The sequence below is a fragment of the Rugamonas aquatica genome (genome assembly GCF_009380215.1).
Taxonomy (GTDB): domain Bacteria; phylum Pseudomonadota; class Gammaproteobacteria; order Burkholderiales; family Burkholderiaceae_D; genus Rugamonas; species Rugamonas aquatica_B.
Genome location: NZ_WHUG01000008.1, coordinates 208,385 through 228,893 on the forward strand (window position 1 = coordinate 208,385; position 20,509 = coordinate 228,893).

At 67.9% G+C, this 20,509-nt stretch carries 20 protein-coding genes; 9 read left to right on the plus strand and 11 right to left on the minus strand.

The genetic code is table 11. The features are described 5' to 3' along the window. The first annotated feature begins 80 nt into the window (after window positions 1–80). Window positions 81–596, plus strand: coding sequence for a DNA-deoxyinosine glycosylase (locus GEV02_RS20105; protein ID WP_152839716.1), 516 nt, complete (start codon window positions 81–83; stop codon window positions 594–596). A 4-nt stretch (window positions 597–600) separates the two neighbouring features. On the opposite strand, the gene GEV02_RS20110 is transcribed toward GEV02_RS20105, so the two are convergent. The 3 genes from GEV02_RS20110 to GEV02_RS20120 are packed head-to-tail and all read right to left on the minus strand — an operon-like array spanning window position 601 to window position 2,565. Continuing rightward, window positions 601–1,323, minus strand: coding sequence for a metallophosphoesterase family protein (locus tag GEV02_RS20110; RefSeq protein WP_152839718.1), 723 nt, complete (start codon window positions 1,321–1,323; stop codon window positions 601–603). Window positions 1,324–1,328: 5 nt separating this feature from the next. After that, window positions 1,329–1,877 carry a cysteine hydrolase family protein gene (locus tag GEV02_RS20115; RefSeq protein WP_152839720.1) on the minus strand — a complete coding sequence of 183 codons (549 nt, stop codon included), beginning with the start codon at window positions 1,875–1,877 and terminating at the stop codon, window positions 1,329–1,331. A 1-nt stretch (window position 1,878) separates the two neighbouring features. Then, window positions 1,879–2,565, minus strand: a complete 687-nt coding sequence (locus GEV02_RS20120; RefSeq protein WP_152839722.1) for a GNAT family N-acetyltransferase — start codon at window positions 2,563–2,565, stop codon at window positions 1,879–1,881. A 109-nt stretch (window positions 2,566–2,674) separates the two neighbouring features. Here GEV02_RS20120 and GEV02_RS20125 point away from each other — a divergent pair, with 109 nt between their 5' ends. Beyond that, entirely contained in the window at window positions 2,675–3,052 is a 378-nt protein-coding gene (locus GEV02_RS20125; protein ID WP_328595873.1) for a Rossmann-fold NAD(P)-binding domain-containing protein, read from the plus strand. A gap of 5 nt (window positions 3,053–3,057) precedes the next feature. On the opposite strand, the gene GEV02_RS20130 is transcribed toward GEV02_RS20125, so the two are convergent. The 4 genes from GEV02_RS20130 to GEV02_RS20145 form a co-directional block, all read right to left on the minus strand. Next, window positions 3,058–5,658, minus strand: coding sequence for a BACON domain-containing protein (locus tag GEV02_RS20130; RefSeq protein ID WP_152839724.1), 2,601 nt, complete (start codon window positions 5,656–5,658; stop codon window positions 3,058–3,060). A 101-nt stretch (window positions 5,659–5,759) separates the two neighbouring features. Then, window positions 5,760–6,944 (minus strand): tetratricopeptide repeat protein, encoded by a 1,185-nt coding sequence (locus GEV02_RS20135; protein WP_152839726.1) that lies wholly within the window; start codon window positions 6,942–6,944, stop codon window positions 5,760–5,762. 120 nt (window positions 6,945–7,064) lie between these two features. After that, window positions 7,065–8,282, minus strand: coding sequence for a DUF2863 family protein (locus GEV02_RS20140; protein ID WP_152839728.1), 1,218 nt, complete (start codon window positions 8,280–8,282; stop codon window positions 7,065–7,067). Between the two features lie 7 nt (window positions 8,283–8,289). Beyond that, window positions 8,290–9,156: an HDOD domain-containing protein gene (locus GEV02_RS20145; RefSeq protein ID WP_152839730.1), complete on the minus strand. Its 867-nt coding sequence runs from the start codon at window positions 9,154–9,156 to the stop codon at window positions 8,290–8,292. A gap of 243 nt (window positions 9,157–9,399) precedes the next feature. On the opposite strand from GEV02_RS20145, the gene GEV02_RS20150 reads away from it, so the two are divergent. Next, window positions 9,400–9,975: a DNA-3-methyladenine glycosylase gene (locus GEV02_RS20150; protein WP_152839732.1), complete on the plus strand. Its 576-nt coding sequence runs from the start codon at window positions 9,400–9,402 to the stop codon at window positions 9,973–9,975. Here GEV02_RS20150 and GEV02_RS20155 read toward each other — a convergent pair. Next, window positions 9,874–11,538 (minus strand): methyl-accepting chemotaxis protein, encoded by a 1,665-nt coding sequence (locus GEV02_RS20155; RefSeq protein WP_152839733.1) that lies wholly within the window; start codon window positions 11,536–11,538, stop codon window positions 9,874–9,876. The two genes, GEV02_RS20150 and GEV02_RS20155, sit on opposite strands and share 102 nt — an antisense overlap. A 15-nt stretch (window positions 11,539–11,553) precedes the next feature. Next, the gene (locus GEV02_RS20160) at window positions 11,554–12,003 is read right to left on the minus strand and encodes a cache domain-containing protein (protein ID WP_152839735.1); all 450 of its coding nucleotides are present in this window, start codon (window positions 12,001–12,003) and stop codon (window positions 11,554–11,556) included. A gap of 235 nt (window positions 12,004–12,238) precedes the next feature. Between GEV02_RS20160 and GEV02_RS20165 the strand changes: the two genes are divergently transcribed. From GEV02_RS20165 to GEV02_RS20180, 4 genes are read left to right on the plus strand one after another with little or no spacing between them, the layout of a single operon-like run. Then, window positions 12,239–13,720, plus strand: coding sequence for a KamA family radical SAM protein (locus tag GEV02_RS20165; protein WP_152839737.1), 1,482 nt, complete (start codon window positions 12,239–12,241; stop codon window positions 13,718–13,720). A gap of 8 nt (window positions 13,721–13,728) precedes the next feature. Beyond that, window positions 13,729–15,048, plus strand: a complete 1,320-nt coding sequence (locus GEV02_RS20170) for an MFS transporter (protein ID WP_152839739.1) — start codon at window positions 13,729–13,731, stop codon at window positions 15,046–15,048. Further along, window positions 15,045–15,929, plus strand: a complete 885-nt coding sequence (locus tag GEV02_RS20175) for a 2OG-Fe(II) oxygenase (protein ID WP_235922848.1) — start codon at window positions 15,045–15,047, stop codon at window positions 15,927–15,929. Before GEV02_RS20170 ends, GEV02_RS20175 begins: the two co-directional genes overlap by 4 nt. Window positions 15,930–15,971: 42 nt before the next feature. Next, entirely contained in the window at window positions 15,972–16,826 is an 855-nt protein-coding gene (locus tag GEV02_RS20180) for a fumarylacetoacetate hydrolase family protein (protein WP_152839741.1), read from the plus strand. Here the strand turns inward: GEV02_RS20180 and GEV02_RS20185 are convergent, their stop codons facing one another. Beyond that, window positions 16,827–18,158, minus strand: a complete 1,332-nt coding sequence (locus tag GEV02_RS20185) for an aspartate aminotransferase family protein (protein WP_152839743.1) — start codon at window positions 18,156–18,158, stop codon at window positions 16,827–16,829. It lies immediately after the preceding gene. 108 nt (window positions 18,159–18,266) lie between these two features. Between GEV02_RS20185 and GEV02_RS20190 the strand changes: the two genes are divergently transcribed. Next, window positions 18,267–18,821: a carboxymuconolactone decarboxylase family protein gene (locus GEV02_RS20190; protein ID WP_152839745.1), complete on the plus strand. Its 555-nt coding sequence runs from the start codon at window positions 18,267–18,269 to the stop codon at window positions 18,819–18,821. 17 nt (window positions 18,822–18,838) lie between these two features. Continuing rightward, complete coding sequence (locus GEV02_RS20195) at window positions 18,839–19,840, plus strand: serine hydrolase domain-containing protein (RefSeq protein ID WP_152839747.1); 1,002 nt, start codon at window positions 18,839–18,841, stop codon at window positions 19,838–19,840. Here GEV02_RS20195 and GEV02_RS20200 read toward each other — a convergent pair. Further along, entirely contained in the window at window positions 19,837–20,505 is a 669-nt protein-coding gene (locus GEV02_RS20200; protein WP_152839748.1) for an alpha/beta hydrolase, read from the minus strand. The genes GEV02_RS20195 and GEV02_RS20200 overlap by 4 nt on opposite strands. Window positions 20,506–20,509: the final 4 nt, after the last annotated feature.

Sequence of the window (20,509 nt, forward strand, 5' to 3'; positions counted from 1 at the left end):
CTGTTTTTATTGTACGGTCGGGCCGTCGGTAAATTCTACACCTGAAACGTGGCGGCGCCGGGCTTGGGTACAATGCGGCCATGGCTCATGCAACCTCTTCCCTTAGTCCGGCGCTGGCCGGTCTCGCGCCGGTGATCGACGAGCGCACGCGCATCCTGGTGCTGGGCAGCTTTCCCGGCGCCGCATCGCTGGCGGCGCAGCAATACTACGCGCATCCGCGCAATCTGCTGTGGCCGATCTTGTCAGCCTTGACCGGCGAGCCGCTGGCGGACCTGCCGTATGCGGAACGCCTGCCGCGCCTGCTGGCGCATGGCTTCGGGCTGTGGGATGTGCTGGGCGCCTGCGAGCGCGAGGGCAGTCTCGACTCGGCCATCCGCAAGCCCGCCGCCAACGACTTCGCCCGCTTGCGCGAGCTGTGTCCGCTGCTGGAGACGGTGGGCTTCAATGGCCAGACCTCCGGCAAGTTCGCGCCGCAGTTTGCTGCCGCCGGGTATCGCACCGTGGTGCTGCCATCGACTTCGCCGGCGCATGCCTCGCTTACGTTGGCACAAAAGCTGGAGCAGTGGAGCGCTCTGCTTGAGTCAGGACGTCTCTGATCGGCTACGGCATGTAGCCGCTGCTCAGCGCGGTAGCCCAGTCTTCGCGGCCGTTGCGGCGGGCCAGTGCGGCCATGCTGCGGTGGTCGTAGGGGATGTTGTGCAGTTGCGCTTGCCATTGCCCCTGGCGGTGTTCGACGATGGCGTAGCGGGCGTCGGGTGAGCCGGATTCGATGGCGTGAGGGTAGGGGTGGTCGTCGGCATAGGCCGGCTGGCCGACGCTGCCCGGGTTGACGATCAGCTGGCCGCGCGCGCTGCGTACGCTGCGTGGCACGTGCGTGTGGCCGCAGGCGATCAGGCCGGCGTCGACCGCGCCCAGGCGCTGCTCGATGTCGGCGGCGGCGGCGTGGCGGTCGGCTGTTTCCAGCAGGCCGGTGATGTCGCTCGATGGTGTGCCGTGGCACAGGAAGATGTCGGCGCTGTATTGCAGCGACGGCCTCAGGCTGGCGATCCAGTCCAGTTCGCGCGATGTCAGCTGCGCGTGGGCGTAGCGGTCGGCCGCGCCGGAGCCTGCATGCAGTTCCAGGATCTGTCGTTCGTGGTTGCCGGCCAGGTGGGTCCAGTCCTGCGCCATCAGGAATTGCGCCGTCTCCAGCGGCAGCAGCGGCCCGGACAGGCTGTCGCCCAGATTGACGACCGCGTCCACACCGTGGCGGACTATGTCGGCCGCTACCGCTTCCAGCGCGGCCAGGTTGCCGTGGATGTCGGAGACGATGGCGAGGCGCATGGCGTTCAGCTCCGTATGGCCGCCAGCATGCTGGCGGTGTCGACGATGGCGGCGTATTCGCCATCGAGGTTGGACAGCGCCATGTAGTGTACATCGTCGGCGCTGCGCGGCGCGCCCGCGTAATCGGTCTGGGCGTAGGCGTAGCAGGCGTCGGCCACCACCCGCGTGGCAAAGCCGAGGTTGCCTGCGCTGCGCGCGCTGGCCTCCACCGAGTTGTTGGTGCTGACGCCGGCCAGCACCACGTCGTCGATGCCGCGCACCCGCAGCCAGCGTTCCAGCCCGCTGTTGACGAAGCAGTCCGGCACATTCTTTTCCACCACGTGTTCGCGGGCCAGCGGCGCCAGGCGCGGCTGGAATTCGGCGCCCGGCTGGCCGGGCCAGAACGGCGAACCCGGCGTGCGCGACATGTGGCGCACGTGCACCACGGTGGCGCCGGCCGCGCGCCAGGCGTCCAGCAGGGCGGCGATGTTGGCCTCGGCGCCGGGGTTGTTGCGCTGGCCGGCGGCCGGGCTGGCCATGCCTTGCTGCATGTCGATGATGATTAAAGCCTGCATCTCAAATGTCCTCGCGTGAAATGACCCGCACCACCGACTCCAGGTAATCCTCGAAGCCCATGCGCAGGTAGAGCTGGTGCGCGTCATTGCTCCGCATGACGTGCAGGAAGGAAGTGTCGCCGCGCTGCCGGTGGCGATGGATCAGCTTGCCGATCAGCCGTTTGGCCAGCCCCCGACCCTGATCGTCGGGATGGGTGCAGACGCCGCTGATTTCGCACAGCCCCGGCGCGCGCAGGCGTTCGCCGGCCATCGCCATCAGGCGCTCGCCGTCGAAGTAGCCGAAGTAGTCGCCCAGCTCGATGGTGCGCAGGCCGAACGGTCCCGGCTTGCACAGGCCGGCCAGTTCCAGCGCCTGTGCGGCGTGCTGCGGCTGCAAGGGAACGGCGTCCGGCGCCGGATCGGCGGCCGGCGCGGGGCCGCGCCACACCATGCGGAACATGGTGCTTTCGGCGTCGATGCGCCAGCCGGGCGGAGCGGCGCCGGCCCAGCTGTCGCAATAGAAGGACAGTCCCGGCGCGCACACGGCCGCCAGCGCGTCGAAGTCCGGTTGCGCCGGGTCGGCAAAGGCGACGATGGGGGAAAAGCCTTCGTTGTAGCGGCGCGCGCCGCCGCTGCCGCTGGCGTGGTGCGCGTGGGCGCCGGTCAATGTGTGCCAAAAAATGTGGTCCAGCAGCGCGTTGCGTTCCATGTAGCTTGCCTTGTCGGGGGAGCGTGGTTATGCTTGCTTTTAATACACTTTCTTTTTAACACAGTTTTGACAGGGGTATCGACCGCAGTTCAACTCAGCAGGGGATAAAGTGGACAATCAAAAAATCGCCATCATCGGACTGGGCCGTATCGGCTCGGCCTTCTTGCGCAATATGCTGGGCCGCCGCGAGCGCGGCGTGGAGTTGGTGGCGGTGGCCGAAAGCGGCGATACGCCGGGCCGCCAGATGGCGCTGGACGCCGGCCTGGCGGTGACGTCGCTGGACCAGATCGTCGCCCTGGGCACCGGCGTCGACATCCTGTTCGACTTGACCGGCATCCCCGCCGTGCGGCGCGAGATCCGCGAGAAGCTGATGGCTCAAGGCAACCACCACACGGTGATCGCCTCGGAAACCATCGCCCGCCTGATCTGGGCCATGACCAGCGACGACGACCTGCCCGTCATCGCCGGCCGCAGCACCGGTTACTGAAGCGCCTACGGCCCCACCGGCACCATGGTGGCGGTGCCGTCGTCGGTGATGCCGATCATCATCATGCCGTCGCCGGAGACCGCCAGCTGGCGCGGCAGCAACTGGCGGCCGGTGGCCGCGAGGCGGAACTGGTTCAGCAGCTTGCCGCTGGTATCGTACATCCACACATCGCTGAAGGCCGACTTGACGGCGGTGCCGCAGAAGATGCGGCCGTCGCTGCCGAGCTTGATGTTGTTCGGCGTGCCGTCGCCGGCCGCCAGATACCCCAGCACGCCGAGGTCGGCCGGGTTGAGGATGCTGCACAGTTTGGGCGTGCTGCTGGCGGTGTAGATGCGCGTGCCGTCGGCGCTGACGGCGATATCCTGCCCCAGGCTGCCGGTGTTGCCGTGGCTGGCGGCCGGTATCCTGGCCGTGAACAGCGTGCCGCCGTTGAGCGCGGCATAGTCGACGCTGAGCGTGGTGATTTGCACGCTGCTATTGTTCTCATCCTGTTGCAGCAAGCTCTTGCCGTTGCCGCTGGCCGCCAGTGTGCCGCCGCTGGTCAGCGGCAGGTTGAGGCGGACGCCGCTGGATGTCAGGTAGGCGGCGCCGTTGCTGAGCACCAGCATTTCCACGCCGTTCGGGCGGATCACCTTGAGGCGGGTCGACTTGTCGGCGTTGACCGGCAACTGGGTCAGCACCTGTTGGGTGTTGAGGTCGATGGTGGTGATGGTGCGGCTGCTCAGGTTCAGCAGGAACAGGTAGTCGCCGTTGCTGCTGGTGACCATGTCGCCCAGGCTGGCGCCCAGGCCGGTGATGGTGGCGACCTTCTGGCCCTTGTACAGGTTGTAGACGTCGATGTAGGCGCCGCCGTTGTGCACATAGGCGTACGGCCGGATCGGGTCGGTCGCGACGTTGCTGTAGCTGAGCACCGTGCTGACGTTGGCGACCGGCGTGCGGGTGCCTTTCCACAGGGCGACGCGGACGGTCTCCGGTGCGCTGGCGTCGGCGTCGAGCGGGGTCAGCGTGACGGTGGCGATGTTCAGCGTGTCCGGGCCCAGCGGGGTCGGGTCGGCCGTCAGGATCAGCTTGTTGGCGTTGACGCCGGCCACCAGCCAGCCCTGGTCGGAGGCGGCGCTCATGCCGCCGAAGGTGTTGTAGTTGTCGCTGACGGTCAGGGTGCGGGTCAGGCGGCTCCAGCCCGGCGAGGCGCTGAAGCCGACGCCGGTTTCCGACGGGATCAGCTTGTGCTTGTCCTTGTTGATGGTCAGCAGGACCTGGGCCGGCACGCTGTCGCCGTTGACACGGGCGGTGGCGGTGACCAGCGCAGAGGTGATCCCGACCTGCGCGGCGGCTGGCTTGGCGGTGAAGGCGACGGTGGCGCCGGTCTGGTTGACGCTGGTGCTGGCGGAGTTGGCCGTGACCCAGGCCGGCAAGGTGCCGAGCGACCATGGCCAGGCGTTGGTGACGGTGTTCAGGCTCAGCGTCAGGCTCGGGTTGACGGTGAAGTCGCGGCCGTAGGTGCCGCCCAGGCTGATGCTGTTGAGCGAGCTGCTCAGCGTGGGCTTGGCCAGGTTGAGCGTGACCGGCAGCGAGCGCGCCGGCAGGTTGTTGGCCTTGAGCGAGATGCTGCCCGGGTAGCTGCCGCTGGCCAGCGCTGCGACGGTGGGATCGACCGTCAGCACCATGGTGGACGGCGTGCTGGCGCCGCTGGCGGGCGAGACCCGCAGCCAGGTGTCGCTGGAGACGGCGCTCCAGGCGAGGCTGCTGTGGTCGTCGGTATCGATCGCCACCACCTGGGTGGCGATCGGGGCGCCATTGATGGCGTTGAAGACGACGCCGCCGGTGTTGGTGGTCAGGCCGCTCGGCTGCACCGACAGCGCGACCGGCAGCGCGACGCTCTGGCCGTCGCTGGCGGTGATGGTCAGCGTGGTGCTGTAGTCGCCCACGGCCAGGCCGGTGGCGTCGAAGGCGACGCTGAGCGTGCCGCTGCCGCTGCCGCTGGCCGGTGTGGGCTTGAGCCAGGCGGCGCCGCCGGTGCTGGCGCTCCAGTTGCGGCCTTCGCCGCCGATGGCGACGCTGACCGGAACCGGCGCGGCCCCGCTGAGGTGGGCGGTGGCGTTGAGCGCGACGGCCGGGGTGGCGGTGAAGGCCAGTTGTCCGGCCGGCACCACTTGCAGGTTGTACGGCAGCTGCATCGGCGAGCCGGGGAATTGTGCGGCGCAGGCGCTGTCGCGGCACAGGCGCACGCTGAAGTTGCCGGTGTAGGTGCCGGCCGCCAGCGACGGCGCGGTCTGCAGCACGGCGTGGTACTGGGTGTCGCTGTCGCGCACCACCTGGGCGTTGGGCACGATCACGCCGTTGCTGTCGACCACGCTGGCGAACACGCTGGCCGCATTGGCGAAGTCGCCCGGGCGGGTGACGGTGGCGATGACGTTGAGGGTGAGCGACGTGCCGGCGCTGACGGTGGCGCGGACGGTGGAAGGGTTGAAGCTGAGGGCGGGCGTGGCGGCGGGGTTGCCGTTGTCGGGCGTGCCGCTGTTGCCTCCGCCGCCACCGCCGCCGCATCCGGTCAGCAGGGCGGCGATGAGCAGCGGGAGGGCGTAAGCGGAGCTGGGTCTCAGCATGTCGGTATCCTTGGTTGGCGTAGCGTGTTTACATATTTTGCAATTGTTGCGCAATTGCAACTATGTGTCAAGCCTCCAGCAAGAATACCATCAGTCCGCCCTTATTTGCCCGTCGCGTGCGCCTCGTAGGCGCGGATGCGGTCCAGCTTGGCCGAGTACAGGTCGTGGTCGCCGCGCGTGGTGCTGTTGGCCAGCGCCTTGCTCATGTGGGCGTCGGCCTCGCGCAGATTGCCCAGCTGGTAATTGGCCAGCGCCAGCCAGAAGTGGAACTCGTGGTAGTCCGGCACCCGTTCCACTTCACGCGCGAACAGGTCGCGCGCGCGGCGGTAGTCGCCGGCCTGCATGGCGGCCTGGCCCAGGTTGAAGAAGTGGAAGGGCGGATCGGGCTCCAGCTGGGCCAGGCGGATGCGCAGCCGGGCCGCCTCGGCCTGCTTGTCCGGACCGGGCTGGACATCGAGCGACTGCGCCAGGTTGGACAGGAAGATGGTGTTGTTCGGCGCCTGCGACAGGGCGTAGCGCAGCGACTGTTCAGCCTCGCCCAGGTTGCCGTGATGCTGGTAGATCACGCCCAGCGTGTTGTAGGCGTGCAGGAAGGCCGGGTCTTGCTCGACCGCCTTGCGGGCCGTCCAGTAGGCTTCGTCCAGCTGCCCCTGCGACAGCAGTTCGGCGGCGCGGTTGTTCAGGTACATGGCGATGATGGTCTGTTCTTCCAGCGGCCGGGTGCTTTCGCGCGCCTTGGGCGGGACGGGGACGAAGTCCACCGTCAGCGCGTTCGACAGGTCGACGCTGTAGGCCTCGCCGTAGCTGAGGCGCTGCCGGCTCAGCGCCAGGTTGACGTGGTTGCTGGCGAAGTACAGGTTGCCGGCGCGGCTCCAGCTTTCCTCGACGTCGACCTGCTGGAATTGCACCACCAGGTTGAGTTCATGGGCCAGCGCGGCCGTCATGATGGCCAGCGACAGGCAGTTGCCGGCGCGCGCGGCGAAGGTCTGGGCGGCGTCGCGGGTGATGGCGGAATCGTATTCGAGCTGCAGCTTGTCCTTGCGGTACAGGGCGTCGAACAGTTCGCGGCGGGCATCCTTGCGCTGCAGGCTGTGGCCGATTTCGCGGCTCAGATAGTCGCGCATCTCCTGGCTGACGGCAAAGATATGGCGGGTGTCCACCGGCGTGGCCGGCGGCTGGAACAGCTGGTCGTGGAATACGGCCGGGGCGGCCACGCGCAGCGTTTGCGACGGACCGGCGCAGCCGCACAGCAGCGCGGCGCACAAGGTCAAGGCCCATGGTTTCATGACTAGTCTCCCTTTGCTGCGGAGCACAAGCCGGCGCCGCACCTGGCAGCGGATTCTGTGTTCCGCTTGAGGAAAGTATCCTCGGCTCGCGCGGCGATGTCAAACGGGAATTTGCGGCCCTCAGCCCAGCGGACGCGGCTCCACCGGCTGCCCCTGGGCGTCGAAGCGCAGCGCCACCGTCAGCCGGGCGATGCCGATGCTGGCCAGCGCGTCGCGCAGGTCGTCGACTTCTTCTTCGAGGTCGGCGCACGGGTCCAGCGGCTTGTCGGCCTCGGCCAGCACGGCGCCGCCGGCGCGCAGTTGCACGCGCAGCAGCATTTCATCGTCGAGGTCGGCCGGGGCGATGACGGCCTCGACCTGGTCCGGCGATTGGCCGTCCAGCGCCTGGTTCAGCGTGGACAGCAGCTGCAGCATCGCGTACTCGGACTGGCCCTGGGCGCGCGCGCCGAAGAACAAGTCCTGGTACAGGAAGTTCAGGCGCAGCTCCGGCGCGCCGCGGCCGCGGCCCAGGCAGCGCGCCACCAGCGGCGCGTGCCGCTCGGTCCACTGCTGGTAGCGCTCGGCGCGCTTGGCGAAATAGGCGTCGGCGGCTTTTTCGCCGGCCGGCACCTTGTAGAACGGGTCGTCGGCGCGCTTGAGCGCAAAGCCCAGCAGGAAGCGCAGCTCGACCGCCGTGTCGTCCGCGCCGAAGCCGGTGGCCGACCAGCCGGCCGCCATGCTGCGCTCCAGCGCCGGCGCGGCGGCGATTTTTTTCTCGGTCAGCGAGTGCGCCGCTTCGCGCACCATGGCGTGCAGCTGGCCGTAGCTGACGCGTTCGAATTCGTCGAGGTCGTAGGCGTGGCTGACCAGCACCACCTTGGCTTTGGCGCTTTCCAGGCCGGCGTCGGTGAAGCTGTCGAGCAGCGCCTCGTAGGCGGCGCCGTCCTGGAAATCGAAGGCCGGGTCGAGGCCGCCCTGGCTGTGCACGAACACCGGGATGGCGAAGGCGTCGATCTCCATCTCGGGCGCGCCTTCGCGGCGCATCAGCACGCTGGCCGCGCCTTCCTCGACGGCGTTGCGCAGGTAGCGGAAGCCGTCCAGCGCTTCGTCGCGCGCCAGCTCGATGGCGCCGTACAACACTTCGTCCTTGCCCTGGTTGAGCAGCTTGCGCAGCAGGCGCTGGAAGTCCAGGGCTTTTTGCGCCAGGTCGGCGCGGGTGCTGTCGGCCACGATGTCCTGGTTGAACTCGCCGTCGGCGAGGTCCAGCGCCAGGGCGCACAGTTCGGTGGTTTGCTGCTCGTCTTTCAGTTCCGGCGAGTTGGCGGATTTGCGCGGTACGGGGCGCTTATTTTTTGGCATGTTTTTATTATCGTTCGGTGTGGAAGGCTTCGTGCAGTTCGTCCAGCAGGTCGGCGGTTTCATCTTCGGACAGGCCCAGGTGGCGGCAGGCGCGGTCGCCGCCTTTTTCCCACTCGTAGGACAGGTTGCGGCCGTGGAAACGCGAAATGCCTTTTTCCGCCAGCAGCGCCAGCGCCACCAGCGAGCGCACGGCGTCGTCGGTGGCCGGGTCGTCCAGCACGCGGTAATCGTGGTGCAGCAGGATGGCCCAGGAGACGTCGGGCGACAAGCCCCAGTTGCGCGCCAGCAGGCAGCCGATGGCGGCGTGGTTGGTGCTGTAGCGGGCGTCTTCGATGGCGGTGAACGGCTGCTCGGCGTCCTCGCAGGCGTCGGCGTAGGTGTCGGCGTAGTCGTCGAAGCGGTTCATCAGCAGCGGCACGCCGATGTCGCAGAACAGGCCGAAGGTGTGGGCGATGTCGGGCGGGGCGATGCGCAGCTTGCGCGAGAAAAACACCACGGCCTGGGCGCGGCGCGCCGAGATTTCCCAGAACGCGCTGAGGTCGGCTTCCTTGCCTTCGATGGCCTGGCGCGCCAGCAGCCCGGTCAGCAGGGCCGCGCACTGGTTGATGCCGAGGAAGTTGATGCCCTGCTCGACCGACTTGGCCTTGCGCGCGGCGCCGAAGAACGGCGAGTTGGCCAGCTTGAGCAGGGCGCCGGACATGCCGACGTCGTTGCCGATGATGCGGGCGATGCGGCGCGGCGACGGATCCGGCTGCGCCAGCTCGCGCTGCAGGTCGACGAGCAGGCTGGGCCGGGGCGGAATCCGGATGGAGCGCATCAGCGCGTCTTCCACCGCGTTTTCTGCTGGCAAGGCTGGGGCTGCAACTGTCGTCATTGTGGTCTTCAGGGCTAGGGGCTGGCGATGCAAAAGCAGCACTATAAACCAGTGCGCTCACTCATGCTGGGCATGCTTACCCTGATTATCGCCGCAAGCGCGCGCGGCGGGCATGAATTTCTCCCGATTTTCTGCCGCCGGCAGCATATTTTGTCGCTAAATTCTTGTAAGTGCGGCGATTCGATAATCATTTGTCACGCCTTTCGTGAGCGGGACGGCCACATTGGCATTTACAATAGCCGCATGGACAAGCTCATCGCTGGCATAGATTTCAGCGCGCCCTCGGACGAGGTGGCGCGGCAACTGATCGGCGTCACGCTGCTGGTGGACGGCGTCGGCGGCCGCATCGTCGAGGCCGAGGCCTACGACCGCACCGAGCCGGCCGCGCACAGCTACAACGGCCCGACGCCGCGCAATTTCTCGATGTTCGGGCCGCCGGGGCGCAGCTATGTGTACCGCTCGCACGGGCTGCACTGGTGTCTGAATTTCGTCTGCCGCGAGGAGGGCCACGGCGCCGGCGTGCTGATCCGGGCGCTGGAGCCGCTGGCCGGGCTGGAGGCGATGCGCGCGCGGCGCGGCCTGGACGATGGTCGGCTGCTGTGCTCGGGACCTGGGCGGCTGTGCCAGGCGCTGGGCGTGACGCGCGCGCATAACAATCTGGCGCTGGCGGCGCCGCCGTTCACGCTGCTGGCGCGCGAAGCGGCGGCGGTGGAGGTGCTAGCCGGCCCGCGCATCGGCATTTCCAAAGCCGTGGAGTTGCCGTGGCGCTTCGGCCTGGCCGGTTCGCGCTTTTTGAGCAAACCCATGCGCGAGGCTTGAGGCCGGCGCCTCCACCTTGAACACCGACACCGCCTGCGACAGCTGCACCGCCTGATCCTGCAGGCTGGCGGCGGCCGCGGCCGCCTGTTCGACCAGCGCGGCGTTCTGCTGCGTCACATCATCCATCTGCCCGACCGCCTGGTTGACCTCGGCGATGCCCTGGGCCTGCTCGGCGCTGGCCGCGCTGATGCGGGCGATCACGTCGTTGACCTGCTGCACCGAGGCGACGATATCGTCCATCCGCTCGCCGGCCTGGTGCACCGAGGCGCTGCCGCTGTCGATGGTGGCCACCGAGGCGGCGATCAGCGCCTTGATTTCCCTGGCGGCGGCGGCCGAGCGCTGCGCCAGCGTGCGCACCTCGCTGGCGACCACGGCGAAGCCGCGCCCCTGTTCGCCGGCGCGCGCCGCTTCCACGGCCGCGTTGAGCGCCAGGATATTGGTCTGGAAGGAAATGCTGTCGATGACGCCGATGATGTCGACGATCTGGCGCGAGCTGGCGCGGATCGAGGCCATGGTCTGCACCGCCTGGCGCACCGCCGTGCCGCCGTGCTGGGCCAGTTCGGTGGCGTCGGCCGCCAGCGTGCAGGCCTGGCGCGCGCTGGCGGCGTTGTCCTGCACCGCCTTGGTCAGGCTGGCCATGGCGCTGGCGGTTTCCTCCAGCGAGCTGGCCTGCATCTCGGTGCGGGTCGACAGGTCGAGGTTGCCGCTGGCGATCTCATGGGCGGCGTTGTCGATGGCGCGCACCGCCGCCAGGATGGCGCCCAGCGTCTGGGTCAGGTTGTGCATGGTGTGGTCCAGCATGCGGGCGGTGTCGGCGATCTCGTCGCGGCCGTCGTTGCCGCGGCCGGCGCTCAGACGGCCGGCGGCCAGCGCCACCACCACGTCGGCGATGGCGCGGATGTCGCGCAGCATGGCGCCGCGCACCGCCATCGTCACGCCCAGCGACAGCGCGATCGACAGCAGCACCAGTAGCGCCATGCTGTTGCCCAGCGCGTGGAACTCGTCGCTGGCGCGCGCGTACGCCTGTTCGCCGAGCTGCTTTTCCAGCGCCGACAGCTGCGCCAGCTGTTCGTTCAGCAGCAGGAATTGCTTTTCGCCGCTGACCATGGCGTTGGTGGCGATGCTCTGGTCCATGGACGCCATCTCCATGGCGTCGCCCACCGCCTTGCGGTAGGCCGCCAGCGATTGCAGCGCCTGTGCCACCAGCGCCCGCTCCTGGCTTTCGCCGGGGGCGGACGCTTGCGCCGCCAGCTGGCGCAGCCGGCTGTCGATGTCGTGGTGGCCGGTCTTGATCTGCCGCGCCAGGGCGTCGATGCGGGCCTGGGCGAAGCTGCCGTTGACCCAGGCCAGCAGCTGGTAGATGTGGGCGTGGGCGTAGCGCGCCTCGCCGGTGATGTCGGCGGCGGCCTTGAGGCGGGCGGAGCGCAGCTGCACCAGGTTTTCCAGCGAGGCGTTCTGGCGCACCATGCCGTAGTAGGCGGCGCCCGCCGTGGCGATCAGCAGCAGCAGCACCAGGCCGGGCGCCAGCAGCAGTTTGGGACCGATACGCAGTTTCTTCAGCATGGTGCGCTCCCGCCGCTATTTTTTGTAGATGCCCGCTTCCAGCACGACATCGCCGACGCGCAGGATGTAGGTGGTCTTGGGTTCGATCTTGCCGGTGTTGGGGTTTTTGTACTGGTAGTCGACCCAGCCGCGGCCTTTGCTGGCGGCCAGCTCGATGATTTCGCGGCGGTATTTCTTGCCGTTGGCGTCGGGCACGTCGGTCAGGTTCTTGCCGACGATGGAGGGGTTGATCGGGTGCGCCAGCACGATGCCGGTGTTGATGTCGCGCAGGTCGACGTACAGCGAGCCTTGCACGTAGTCGGGGTCCTTGGCGACCAGCTTCTTGATCATCTCGTCCTTGCCGTGGGCCTTGATGAAGGCCGCACCTTTTTCCGCCATCGCGATGGCGTCTTTTTCGGTGGGCTCGGCGGCGTGGGCGGGCAGGTGCAGCAGCGCGGCGGCGCTCAACAGGGCGATCAGTCTCATGGTGGTTCCTCGTCGGTGTGGGGGAGGGGCGGGATTGCTCCAACGAACTGTACGCCGCCGTCGCCGCACGGGGATTGCGATGCCGCAAGTTCTGGCCGTGTGGCAACTGTGCACGCCTGTCTGCGTCAAGGAAAAATTTATTTCCATGTGTCAGTTGATTTGCGGCAATCGGAATTTTGGAGGGGAGCCTAGCATGCAATTCCCACCCCTCCTTTTATTGCGATAGGAACCTGCGATGACCACTACTCCGATAGCGTCCTGGAACAGCGCCGGCGCATTAGCGCCCAAGTTCAAGCCCTTCATCCGCCAGACCATAGCCAATTCGCGCCAATGGGAATGGATACCGCCCGACCTGCAGGAAGCGGTGCAGGTGGTGTCGCATGTGCTGCCGTTCCGCACCAACGAATACGTGATGGACCATCTGATCGACTGGAGCAACATCCCCGACGATCCGATCTACCGCCTGACCTTCCCGCACCGCGACATGCTGGCGCCGGACGACTACGCGCAGCTGCGCGAGCTGGTGCTGGGCCGCGCCAACCAGCAGGCGCTGACGGAGCTGGTGCGGCGCATCCGCATGCGCATGAATCCCCATCCGGCCGGGCAGATGACGCACAACGTGCCGCGCGTGAACGACGCGCCGCTCAAGGGCCTGCAGCACAAGTACAAGGAGACGGTGCTGTTCTTCCCCAGCGCCGGCCAGACCTGCCACGCCTACTGCACCTTCTGCTTCCGCTGGCCGCAGTTCGTCGGCATGGACGACATGAAGTTCGACGCCAAGGAATCGCACGAGCTGGCGTCCTACCTGCGCATGCATCCGGAAGTGACCGATGTGCTGATTACCGGCGGCGATCCGCTGATCATGAACACGCGCTCGCTGGAGGCCTACATCGAACCGCTGCTGGCGCCGGACCTGGCGCACATCCAGAACATCCGCATCGGCACCAAGTCGGTGGCGTACTGGCCGCAGCGCTTCGTCACCGACCGCGACGCCGACGACCTGCTGCGCCTGTTCGAACGGGTGGTCGACAGCGGCAAGAACATGGCCATCATGGGCCACTACAACCACGCGGTGGAACTGCGGCCGGACATCGCGCAGCAGGCGGTCAAGCGCATCGTCGGCACCGGCGCGACCTTGCGCATGCAGGGGCCGCTGATCCGCCACATCAACGAAGACCCGCACAGCTGGGCCGAGCTGTGGCAGACCGGCGTGCGGCTGGGGGCGATCCCGTACTACATGTTCGTCGAGCGCGACACCGGTCCGCGCGAGTACTTCCAGCTGCCGCTGGCGCGCGCGCACGAGATCTTCCAGCAGGCTTACCAGATGGTGTCCGGCCTGTCGCGCACGGTGCGCGGGCCGTCGATGAGCGCTTTCCCCGGCAAGGTGGTGATCGACGGTATCGCCAACATCGGCGGCGAGAAGGTGTTTGCCTTGCAGTTCCTGCAGGCGCGCAATGCGGACTGGGTGCGCAAGCCGTTCTACGCCAGGTTCGATCCGCAGGCGACCTGGATGGACGAGCTGAAGCCGGCCTTCGGCAAGGAGAAGTTTTTCTTCGAAGAGGAGGGCGGCAGCCGCAGCGAATTCGGCGCCGCGCCGCCGGGACAGCGCAAGGTGATTCCGCTGATCTCGGCGCGGCAGGACGAGGCGCTGCGCGGCGGCGGTGGCTGCGGCGGTGCGGTGGCGGCGGCCGGCTGCGGCGTCCGCACTCCGGCCTAGGTGCTGCCATGTCCGGCCGCGCGGTGTTCCTTGTGGTGTTCCTGCCGTTCGCGCTGGGCCATTATCTATCGAGCCTGATACGCACCGTGAACGCGACGCTGGCGCCGCAGCTGATGGCGGCGCTGGCGCTGACCCCCGGCCAGCTTGGCCTGCTGACCAGCGCCTTCTTCCTCGCGTTCGCGCTGGCGCAGCTGCCGGTCGGCATGGCCTTGGACCGCTGGGGCCCGGCGCGGGTGCAGCCGCCGATGCTGCTGCTGGCGGCAGTGGGTGCGCTGGCTTTCTCGGGCGGCCACGATTTCGCCCAGCTGCTGGTGGCGCGCGCGCTGATCGGCCTGGGCCTGGGCGGCTGCTTCATGTCGGCGGTGAAGGCGCTGGCCACCTGGGTCGCGCCGGCGCGGCTGCCTTCCGTGCAGGGCTATCTGATCGCGGCCGGCGGCTTGGGCGCGGCATCGGCCACCTTGCCGGTGCGGCTGGCGCTGCACTACACGGACTGGCGCGGGCTGTTCGTCGGCCTGGCTGCTGCGGCGGTCGGCACCGGCTTGTTGATACGCGTGCTGGCGCCGGCCGCGCCGCCCGCCAGCATCAGACCGGCCGCCGCTGCCGCTGCTTCTGCTTCTGCTGCTGCTGCTGCGCCATCGGCCGCGCTGGCGGTGCTGCGCGAGGTGATGCGCCATCCGGCCTTCCGCGAAGTGGCGCGGCTGGTGCTGGTGCCGCACATGGTGTTCTTCGGCATACAGGGCTTGTGGATCAGCCGCTGGCTGACCGACGTCGCCGGCTATACGGAGCAGGGCGTGGCCTTTCTGCTGTACCTCAGCATGGCGGCGGTGATCTTCGGCGCCATCGCGGTCGGCATGCTCACCGAGTGGGCCGGACGGCGCGGCATAGAACCGATCCGCGTGGCGGCGGCCGGGGTGGCGCTGTTCGTCCTGGTGCAGCTGGGGTTTGTGCTCAACTGGCGGCCCAGCTACCAGCTGCTGTCGGTGCTGTTCACGCTGATCGGCACCATCACCGGCATCGAGTACGCCATCGTCGCGCAAAGCCTGCCGGCCACGCTGACGGGACGCGGCGCCACCTGCCTGAACCTGCTGATCTTCCTCGGCGCGTTCGCGGTGCAGGCGGGCTTCGGGCTGCTGGTGGGCTGCTGGCGGCCCAACGTGCTGCAGCAGTATCCGGCCCAGGCCTATCAGGTGGCGTTCGCGGTGCTGGTGCTGCTGCAGCTGCGCGGACTGTTGTTATTCGCGCGCGGGCGATGTGGCCGCGCGGCGCAATCCGGTAAAATCGAACACCAATCCGGCAGCCCGGCAACCAGCCCCTCGATAACGCCATGACTTCTACACACTCGGTCTTCGTTTCCCTGCCGTCCGCCTGGCAGGAGTGGATCATGGATAACCTGGACCGCGCCTGCAACCCGCTCGACATGGCCAACAGCATGGCCGGCTCCGGCCAGCACAGCATGGCGGTGGCGCGCGCCGCCATCGACGAGGCGCTGGTGCTGCGCGCCGCCGGCGCCGGTGCTGCCGCGGCGCCGCAGGCCAGCGTGTTCGTGGCGCCGCAGCAGATGCCGTATATCGACCTGGAACGCAATCTGGTGGCGGCGCCCGACCGCGTGGCGGAAGTGCTGTTCGTGCTGAAGCAGCCGCAGATCATCCTGCTGGGGAATGTGCTCAGCAACGAGGAGTGCGACGCCATCATCGCCCATTGCGGCACGCGCTACACGCGTTCCACCGTCACCGGCGAGGCCGATGGATCGAGCATGGTGCACGAAGGCCGCACCAGCGAGATGGCCTTCATCCAGCGCGGCGAGGCCGAAGTGGCCGAGCGCATCGAACGGCGGCTGGCGGCGCTGGCGCACTGGCCGGCCGAGTGCAGCGAACCGTTCCAGCTGCAGAAGTACGACGCCACCCAGGAGTACCGCCCGCACTACGACTGGCTGGACCCGGACAGCAGCGGCCACCGCAGCCACCTGGCGCGCGGCGGCCAGCGGCTGGCCACCTTCATCCTCTACCTGAGCGATGTGGAGCAGGGCGGCGGCACGGTGTTCCCCGGCCTGGGGCTGGAGGTGTATCCGAAGAAGGGCAACGCGCTGTGGTTCCTCAACACCGACATCAACCACCAGCCGGACAAACGCACGCTGCACGGCGGCGCGCCGGTGGTGCGCGGCACCAAGATCATCGCCAACAAATGGCTGAGACAAGGGCGCTACGGTTAGAATGGCGGGCACAGACCCAACGCTTTTAACCTAGGAACCCTTATGAGACTCGTTCGTTACGGCCGTCCCGGCAAAGAAAAACCAGGCCTGATCGATGACGAAGGCAAGCTGCGCGACCTGTCCGGCGTGATCGCCGACATCGACGCGACGCAGCTGGCGCCGAAGGCGCTGCGCAAGCTGGAAAAAATCCCGCACGCTTCGCTGCCGCTGGTGCGCGGCAATCCGCGCTACGGCGTGCCGGTCGCGCGCGTCGGCAAATTCATCGGCATCGGCCTCAATTATTCGGACCACGCGGCCGAAGCGGGCATGCCCATCCCGAAGGAGCCCATCGTCTTCATGAAGGCCATCTCCTGCCTGTCCGGCCCGGACGATCCGATCATGCTGCCGCAAGGCTCGAAGAAGACCGACTGGGAAGTGGAGCTGGGCGTGGTGATCGGCAGCCGCGCGCAGTATGTCAGCGAAGAGGATGCGCTCAAGTACGTAGCCGGCTATTGCGTGGTCAATGACGTGTCGGAGCGCTCGTTCCAGCTGGAGCGCGGCCCGCAATGGGACAAGGGCAAGGGCTGCGACACCTTCGGCCCGGTCGGCCCGTGGCTGGTGACGCAGGAAGACATCTACGACGTGCAGAAGCTGGACCTGTACCTGGAACTGAACGGCAAGCGCATGCAGACCGGCTGCACCGAGACCATGATTTTCTCGGTGGCGCAGATCGTCAGCTATCTGTCGAAGTTCATGACGCTGGAGCCGGGCGACGTGATCGCCACCGGCACGCCGCCGGGTGTGGGCCAGGGCCGCAAGCCGCAGCGCTTCCTCAAGAAAGGCGACGTCCTGCGGCTGGGTATCGCCGGTTTGGGCGAGCAGCAGCAGGACGTCGTCGCCTGGACCGCTCCGAAATAATCAGGTCACGCTGGTCAGCGCCCGCGCAAGGGCGTCGGCCAGGCGGCTGGTGATCTCCGCCAGCTCCACCTCGGTGGCAATGAAGGGCGGCGCCAGCAGGATATGGTCGCCGCGCCGGCCGTCGATGGTGCCGCCCATCGGATACACCATCAGGCCGCGCGTCATGGCCTGTTCCTTGACCGCCGCGTGCAGCTGGCAGGCCGGATCGAAGGGCTGCTTGCTGTCGCGGTCCCGCACCAGCTCCAGCGCCAGCAGCATGCCGCGCCCGCGTATGTCGCCCACATGCGGATGGTTGCCGAAGGCCTCGCGCAACTGGCGGCGGAAGGCCGCGCCGCGCACGGTGACGGCACCCAGCAGGCAATCCCTCTGTATCACCTTCTGCACCGCCAGCGCGGCGGCCGCAGCGACCGGATGGCCCATGTAGGTGTGGCCGTGCTGGAAGGCGCCGCTGCCTTCGTGCAGACGCCGCACCACATGCTCGCGCGCCAGCACCGCGCCTATCGGTTGATAGCCCGCGCCCAGTCCCTTGCCCAGCACCACCAGGTCCGGCAGCACGCCCTCCTGTTCGAACGCGTACAGCGTGCCGGTGCGGCCCATGCCGCACATGACTTCATCGAGTATCAGCAGCAGGCCGTATTGGTCGCACAGCCGGCGCACGCCACGGAAGTAGCCAGGCGTGGGCGGCAACGCGCCGGCGGTGGCGCCGACCACGGTTTCGGCGACGAAGCCGATCAGGTTTTCCGGGCCTTGCTGGAGGATGGCCGCCTCCAGTTCGGCCAGCAGGGCGGCGGTGTAGTCTTCGGTGCTCTGGCCCTCGGCGCGGTCGCGGTATTCGTAGCAGGGGGCGACGCGCGGCACCTGTATCAGCAGCGGCTCGAACGGGCGGCGACGCCATTCGTTGCCGCCGATTGCCAGCGCGCCCAGCGTGTTGCCGTGATAGCTCTGGCGGCGCGCGATGAACAGGCTGCGTTTGGGCTGGCCCGCTTCGACGCAGTATTGGCGGGCCAGCTTGAGCGCGGTCTCCATCGCTTCCGAGCCGCCCGACACCAGGTAGACGTGATCGAGGTCGCCGGGGGCGTCGTTGGCCAGCCGCGTCGCCAGTTCCTCGGCGGCGTCGCAGCTGAAGAAGGCGGTGTGGGCGTAGGCGTTGCGGTCGATCTGCGCGTGCATGGCGGCCAGCACGTCGGGATGGGCGTGGCCCAGCGAGGAGACGGCGGCGCCGCCGCTGGCATCGAGATAGCTGCGGCCCTGGTTGTCGCGCACGGTCAGGCCGGCGGCGCTGACGGCCAGCGGCGGCGCACGGCGCAGGTTGCGGTGGATGATGTGGCTCATGGCGTCCTTTCGTTCCGGGGTGACAAAGAGCAGACGATAGCCGCGATCGGCTTGTATTCTGTTGATCTATGCCGCACCATGAGCGAATAATTGAAAGGGATGCACGCCATGACCGACCGTTTGGGAGCCATACCGTTTGCCGACATGAGCGCGGCGCAGCAGGTGGCCGCGCAAGCCGTGATCGACGGCCCGCGCGGGGCCTTGTACGGGCCGTTCGTGCCGCTGATCCGCAGCCCTGAACTGATGGCGGCGGCGCAGCGCATGGGCGAGTACCTGCGCTACCGCAGCGCCATCGGCACACGGCTGACGGAGCTGGCGATCCTGGTGACGGCGCGGCAGTGGAGCCAGCAGGTGGAATGGGCGATCCACGAGCCGATCGCCCGTCAGTACGGCATCGCGGACGAAGTGATCGCAGCGGTGGCGGCGCGGCGCCGGCCTGAGAACATGGTGGACGACGAGGCGCTGGTGCACGACTTCTGCTTGCAGCTGCATCAACTGCAGCGGGTCGACGACGCCACCTACGCGGCGGCGCTGGCGGCCTTCGGCGAGCACGGCGTGGTCGACCTGATGGGCATCAACGGCTACTACACCTTCCTGGCGATGGTGATGAACGCGGCGCAGACGGCGGTGCCGGCGTCGCCGGCCGTGCCGCTGCCGGAATGACGATGGAGAGCAATCGGATGGACCCATTGAGCGACTATTTTCTGCGGCAGCAGGCGGCGCTGCCGGCCGACGGGCCGGGCTTCAGCGCGGTGGTGCTGCGCGATGGCGAGGTGACGTTCGAGCTGCATCACGGGCTGGCGTCGCTGGAGCTGGCGGTGCCTCTGTCGGCGCGTTCGGCATACTACCTGGCGTCGGAGTCCAAGCAGTTCACGGCGGCGGCGGTGCTGGCGCTGGTGCGCGCCGGGAAGATCGGGTTGGACGACGATGTCTGCGCGCTGCTGCCGGAGCTGGCCGAATTCGAGCAGCCGTTCGCCTTGCGCAGCCTGCTCAATCACAGCAGCGGCATACCGGACTACTTCCAGTTCCTGCGCTGCCAGCCGGGCCGGCACGAGGCGGACTATTTCAACAACGCCGACATCCTGCGCGTCATCGCGCGCATGGACACGGTCGAACGCGGTGCGGGCCACCGCTACAGCAACAGCAATTACATCCTGCTGGCGGCGCTGGTCGAGCGCCTGAGCGGCATGCCGGCCGCGCGCTTCCTGCGCGAGACGCTGCTGCTGCCGCTGGGGATTACGCGCATGGGCTTCGACGACGACCGCCAGAATGTGCTGCCGCACCGGGTCTTCAGCTACGAGGTGGATGCGGCGCGGCCGGGCGGCTACCGTCAGCATCTGGGCAACGCCAACACGGTGGGCGACGGCGGCGTGTATGCCAGCACGCAGGAGCTGGTGCAGTGGGAGCGCGAATGGCACCGCCAGTGGGCGCAGCCGGACAGCCTGCTGCAAGCGATGCTGCAACCGTCACCGCTGGAAGACGGCACTGTGCCGGACTACCGCTTCGGGCTGGAATGGGTGCAGCGCCAGGGACACGACGTGGTGTTCCATGGCGGCTGCCTGTGGGGCTTCAATACGCTGATTGTGCGCCTGCCGCAGCGGCGCATGTCGGTGATCCAGCTGGCCAATTCGGATGCCACGCAGCCGGATATGGAGCAGTTGGTCGCGGCGGCTCTGGCCTAGGCCAGTACTTTTTTCAGCCAGGCGCTGATGTGGACGACTTCTTCCTGGCACAGCGAGTGCTGCATCGGGTAGTCGTGCCATTCGACGCTGTAGCCCAGTTGCTTGAGCAGGTCGCGCGACTGTTCGGCGCGGGCCACCGGAATCACCGGATCCATGCGGCCGTGCACCATGAAGATCGGCGTGGCCAGGCTGGCCGGCGTGTGTTCGGCCGCGGCCTTGTCGGCGATCGGCACGTAGCCGGACAGGCACATCAGGCCTGCCAGCTTTTCCTGCTGGCGCAAGCCGGTTTGCAGCGTCATCGCGCAACCCTGCGAGAAGCCGGCCAGGATGATGCGCTCGGCCGGGATGCCGCGTGCTTTCTCGCGCTCGATCAGCGCTTCCACCTTGGCTTGCGAGGCGCGCAGGCCCGCTTCGTCTTCCTGGCGACCGAGGTCGGTGGCGACGATGTCGTACCAGGCGCGCATCACATAGCCACCGTTGATGGTCACGGGCATGGTGTCGGCGTTGGGGAACACGAAGCGGATCGCCGGCAGGCCGCGCAGGTCCAGCTCGTGCAGCATGGGCACGAAGTCGTTGGCGTCGGCGCCCAGGCCGTGCATCCAGATGATGGCCACGCTCGGGTTGGCGCCGGTTTCTTTTTCGATGGTTTGCAACAGGGTGCTCATGGGC

Bases quoted from the DNA above. Each gene is read 5' to 3' on its own strand.
- GEV02_RS20105 (WP_152839716.1), top strand. From the start codon at position 81: ATGGCTCATGCAACCTCTTCCCTTAGTCCGGCGCTGGCCGGTCTCGCG.
- GEV02_RS20110 (WP_152839718.1), bottom strand. From the start codon at position 1,323: ATGCGCCTCGCCATCGTCTCCGACATCCACGGCAACCTGGCCGCGCTG.
- GEV02_RS20115 (WP_152839720.1), bottom strand. From the start codon at position 1,877: ATGCAGGCTTTAATCATCATCGACATGCAGCAAGGCATGGCCAGCCCG.
- GEV02_RS20120 (WP_152839722.1), bottom strand. From the start codon at position 2,565: ATGGAACGCAACGCGCTGCTGGACCACATTTTTTGGCACACATTGACC.
- GEV02_RS20130 (WP_152839724.1), bottom strand. From the start codon at position 5,658: ATGCTGAGACCCAGCTCCGCTTACGCCCTCCCGCTGCTCATCGCCGCC.
- GEV02_RS20135 (WP_152839726.1), bottom strand. From the start codon at position 6,944: ATGAAACCATGGGCCTTGACCTTGTGCGCCGCGCTGCTGTGCGGCTGC.
- GEV02_RS20140 (WP_152839728.1), bottom strand. From the start codon at position 8,282: ATGCCAAAAAATAAGCGCCCCGTACCGCGCAAATCCGCCAACTCGCCG.
- GEV02_RS20145 (WP_152839730.1), bottom strand. From the start codon at position 9,156: ATGACGACAGTTGCAGCCCCAGCCTTGCCAGCAGAAAACGCGGTGGAA.
- GEV02_RS20150 (WP_152839732.1), top strand. From the start codon at position 9,400: ATGGACAAGCTCATCGCTGGCATAGATTTCAGCGCGCCCTCGGACGAG.
- GEV02_RS20155 (WP_152839733.1), bottom strand. From the start codon at position 11,538: ATGCTGAAGAAACTGCGTATCGGTCCCAAACTGCTGCTGGCGCCCGGC.
- GEV02_RS20160 (WP_152839735.1), bottom strand. From the start codon at position 12,003: ATGAGACTGATCGCCCTGTTGAGCGCCGCCGCGCTGCTGCACCTGCCC.
- GEV02_RS20165 (WP_152839737.1), top strand. From the start codon at position 12,239: ATGACCACTACTCCGATAGCGTCCTGGAACAGCGCCGGCGCATTAGCG.
- GEV02_RS20170 (WP_152839739.1), top strand. From the start codon at position 13,729: ATGTCCGGCCGCGCGGTGTTCCTTGTGGTGTTCCTGCCGTTCGCGCTG.
- GEV02_RS20175 (WP_235922848.1), top strand. From the start codon at position 15,045: ATGACTTCTACACACTCGGTCTTCGTTTCCCTGCCGTCCGCCTGGCAG.
- GEV02_RS20180 (WP_152839741.1), top strand. From the start codon at position 15,972: ATGAGACTCGTTCGTTACGGCCGTCCCGGCAAAGAAAAACCAGGCCTG.
- GEV02_RS20185 (WP_152839743.1), bottom strand. From the start codon at position 18,158: ATGAGCCACATCATCCACCGCAACCTGCGCCGTGCGCCGCCGCTGGCC.
- GEV02_RS20190 (WP_152839745.1), top strand. From the start codon at position 18,267: ATGACCGACCGTTTGGGAGCCATACCGTTTGCCGACATGAGCGCGGCG.
- GEV02_RS20195 (WP_152839747.1), top strand. From the start codon at position 18,839: ATGGACCCATTGAGCGACTATTTTCTGCGGCAGCAGGCGGCGCTGCCG.
- GEV02_RS20200 (WP_152839748.1), bottom strand. From the start codon at position 20,505: ATGAGCACCCTGTTGCAAACCATCGAAAAAGAAACCGGCGCCAACCCG.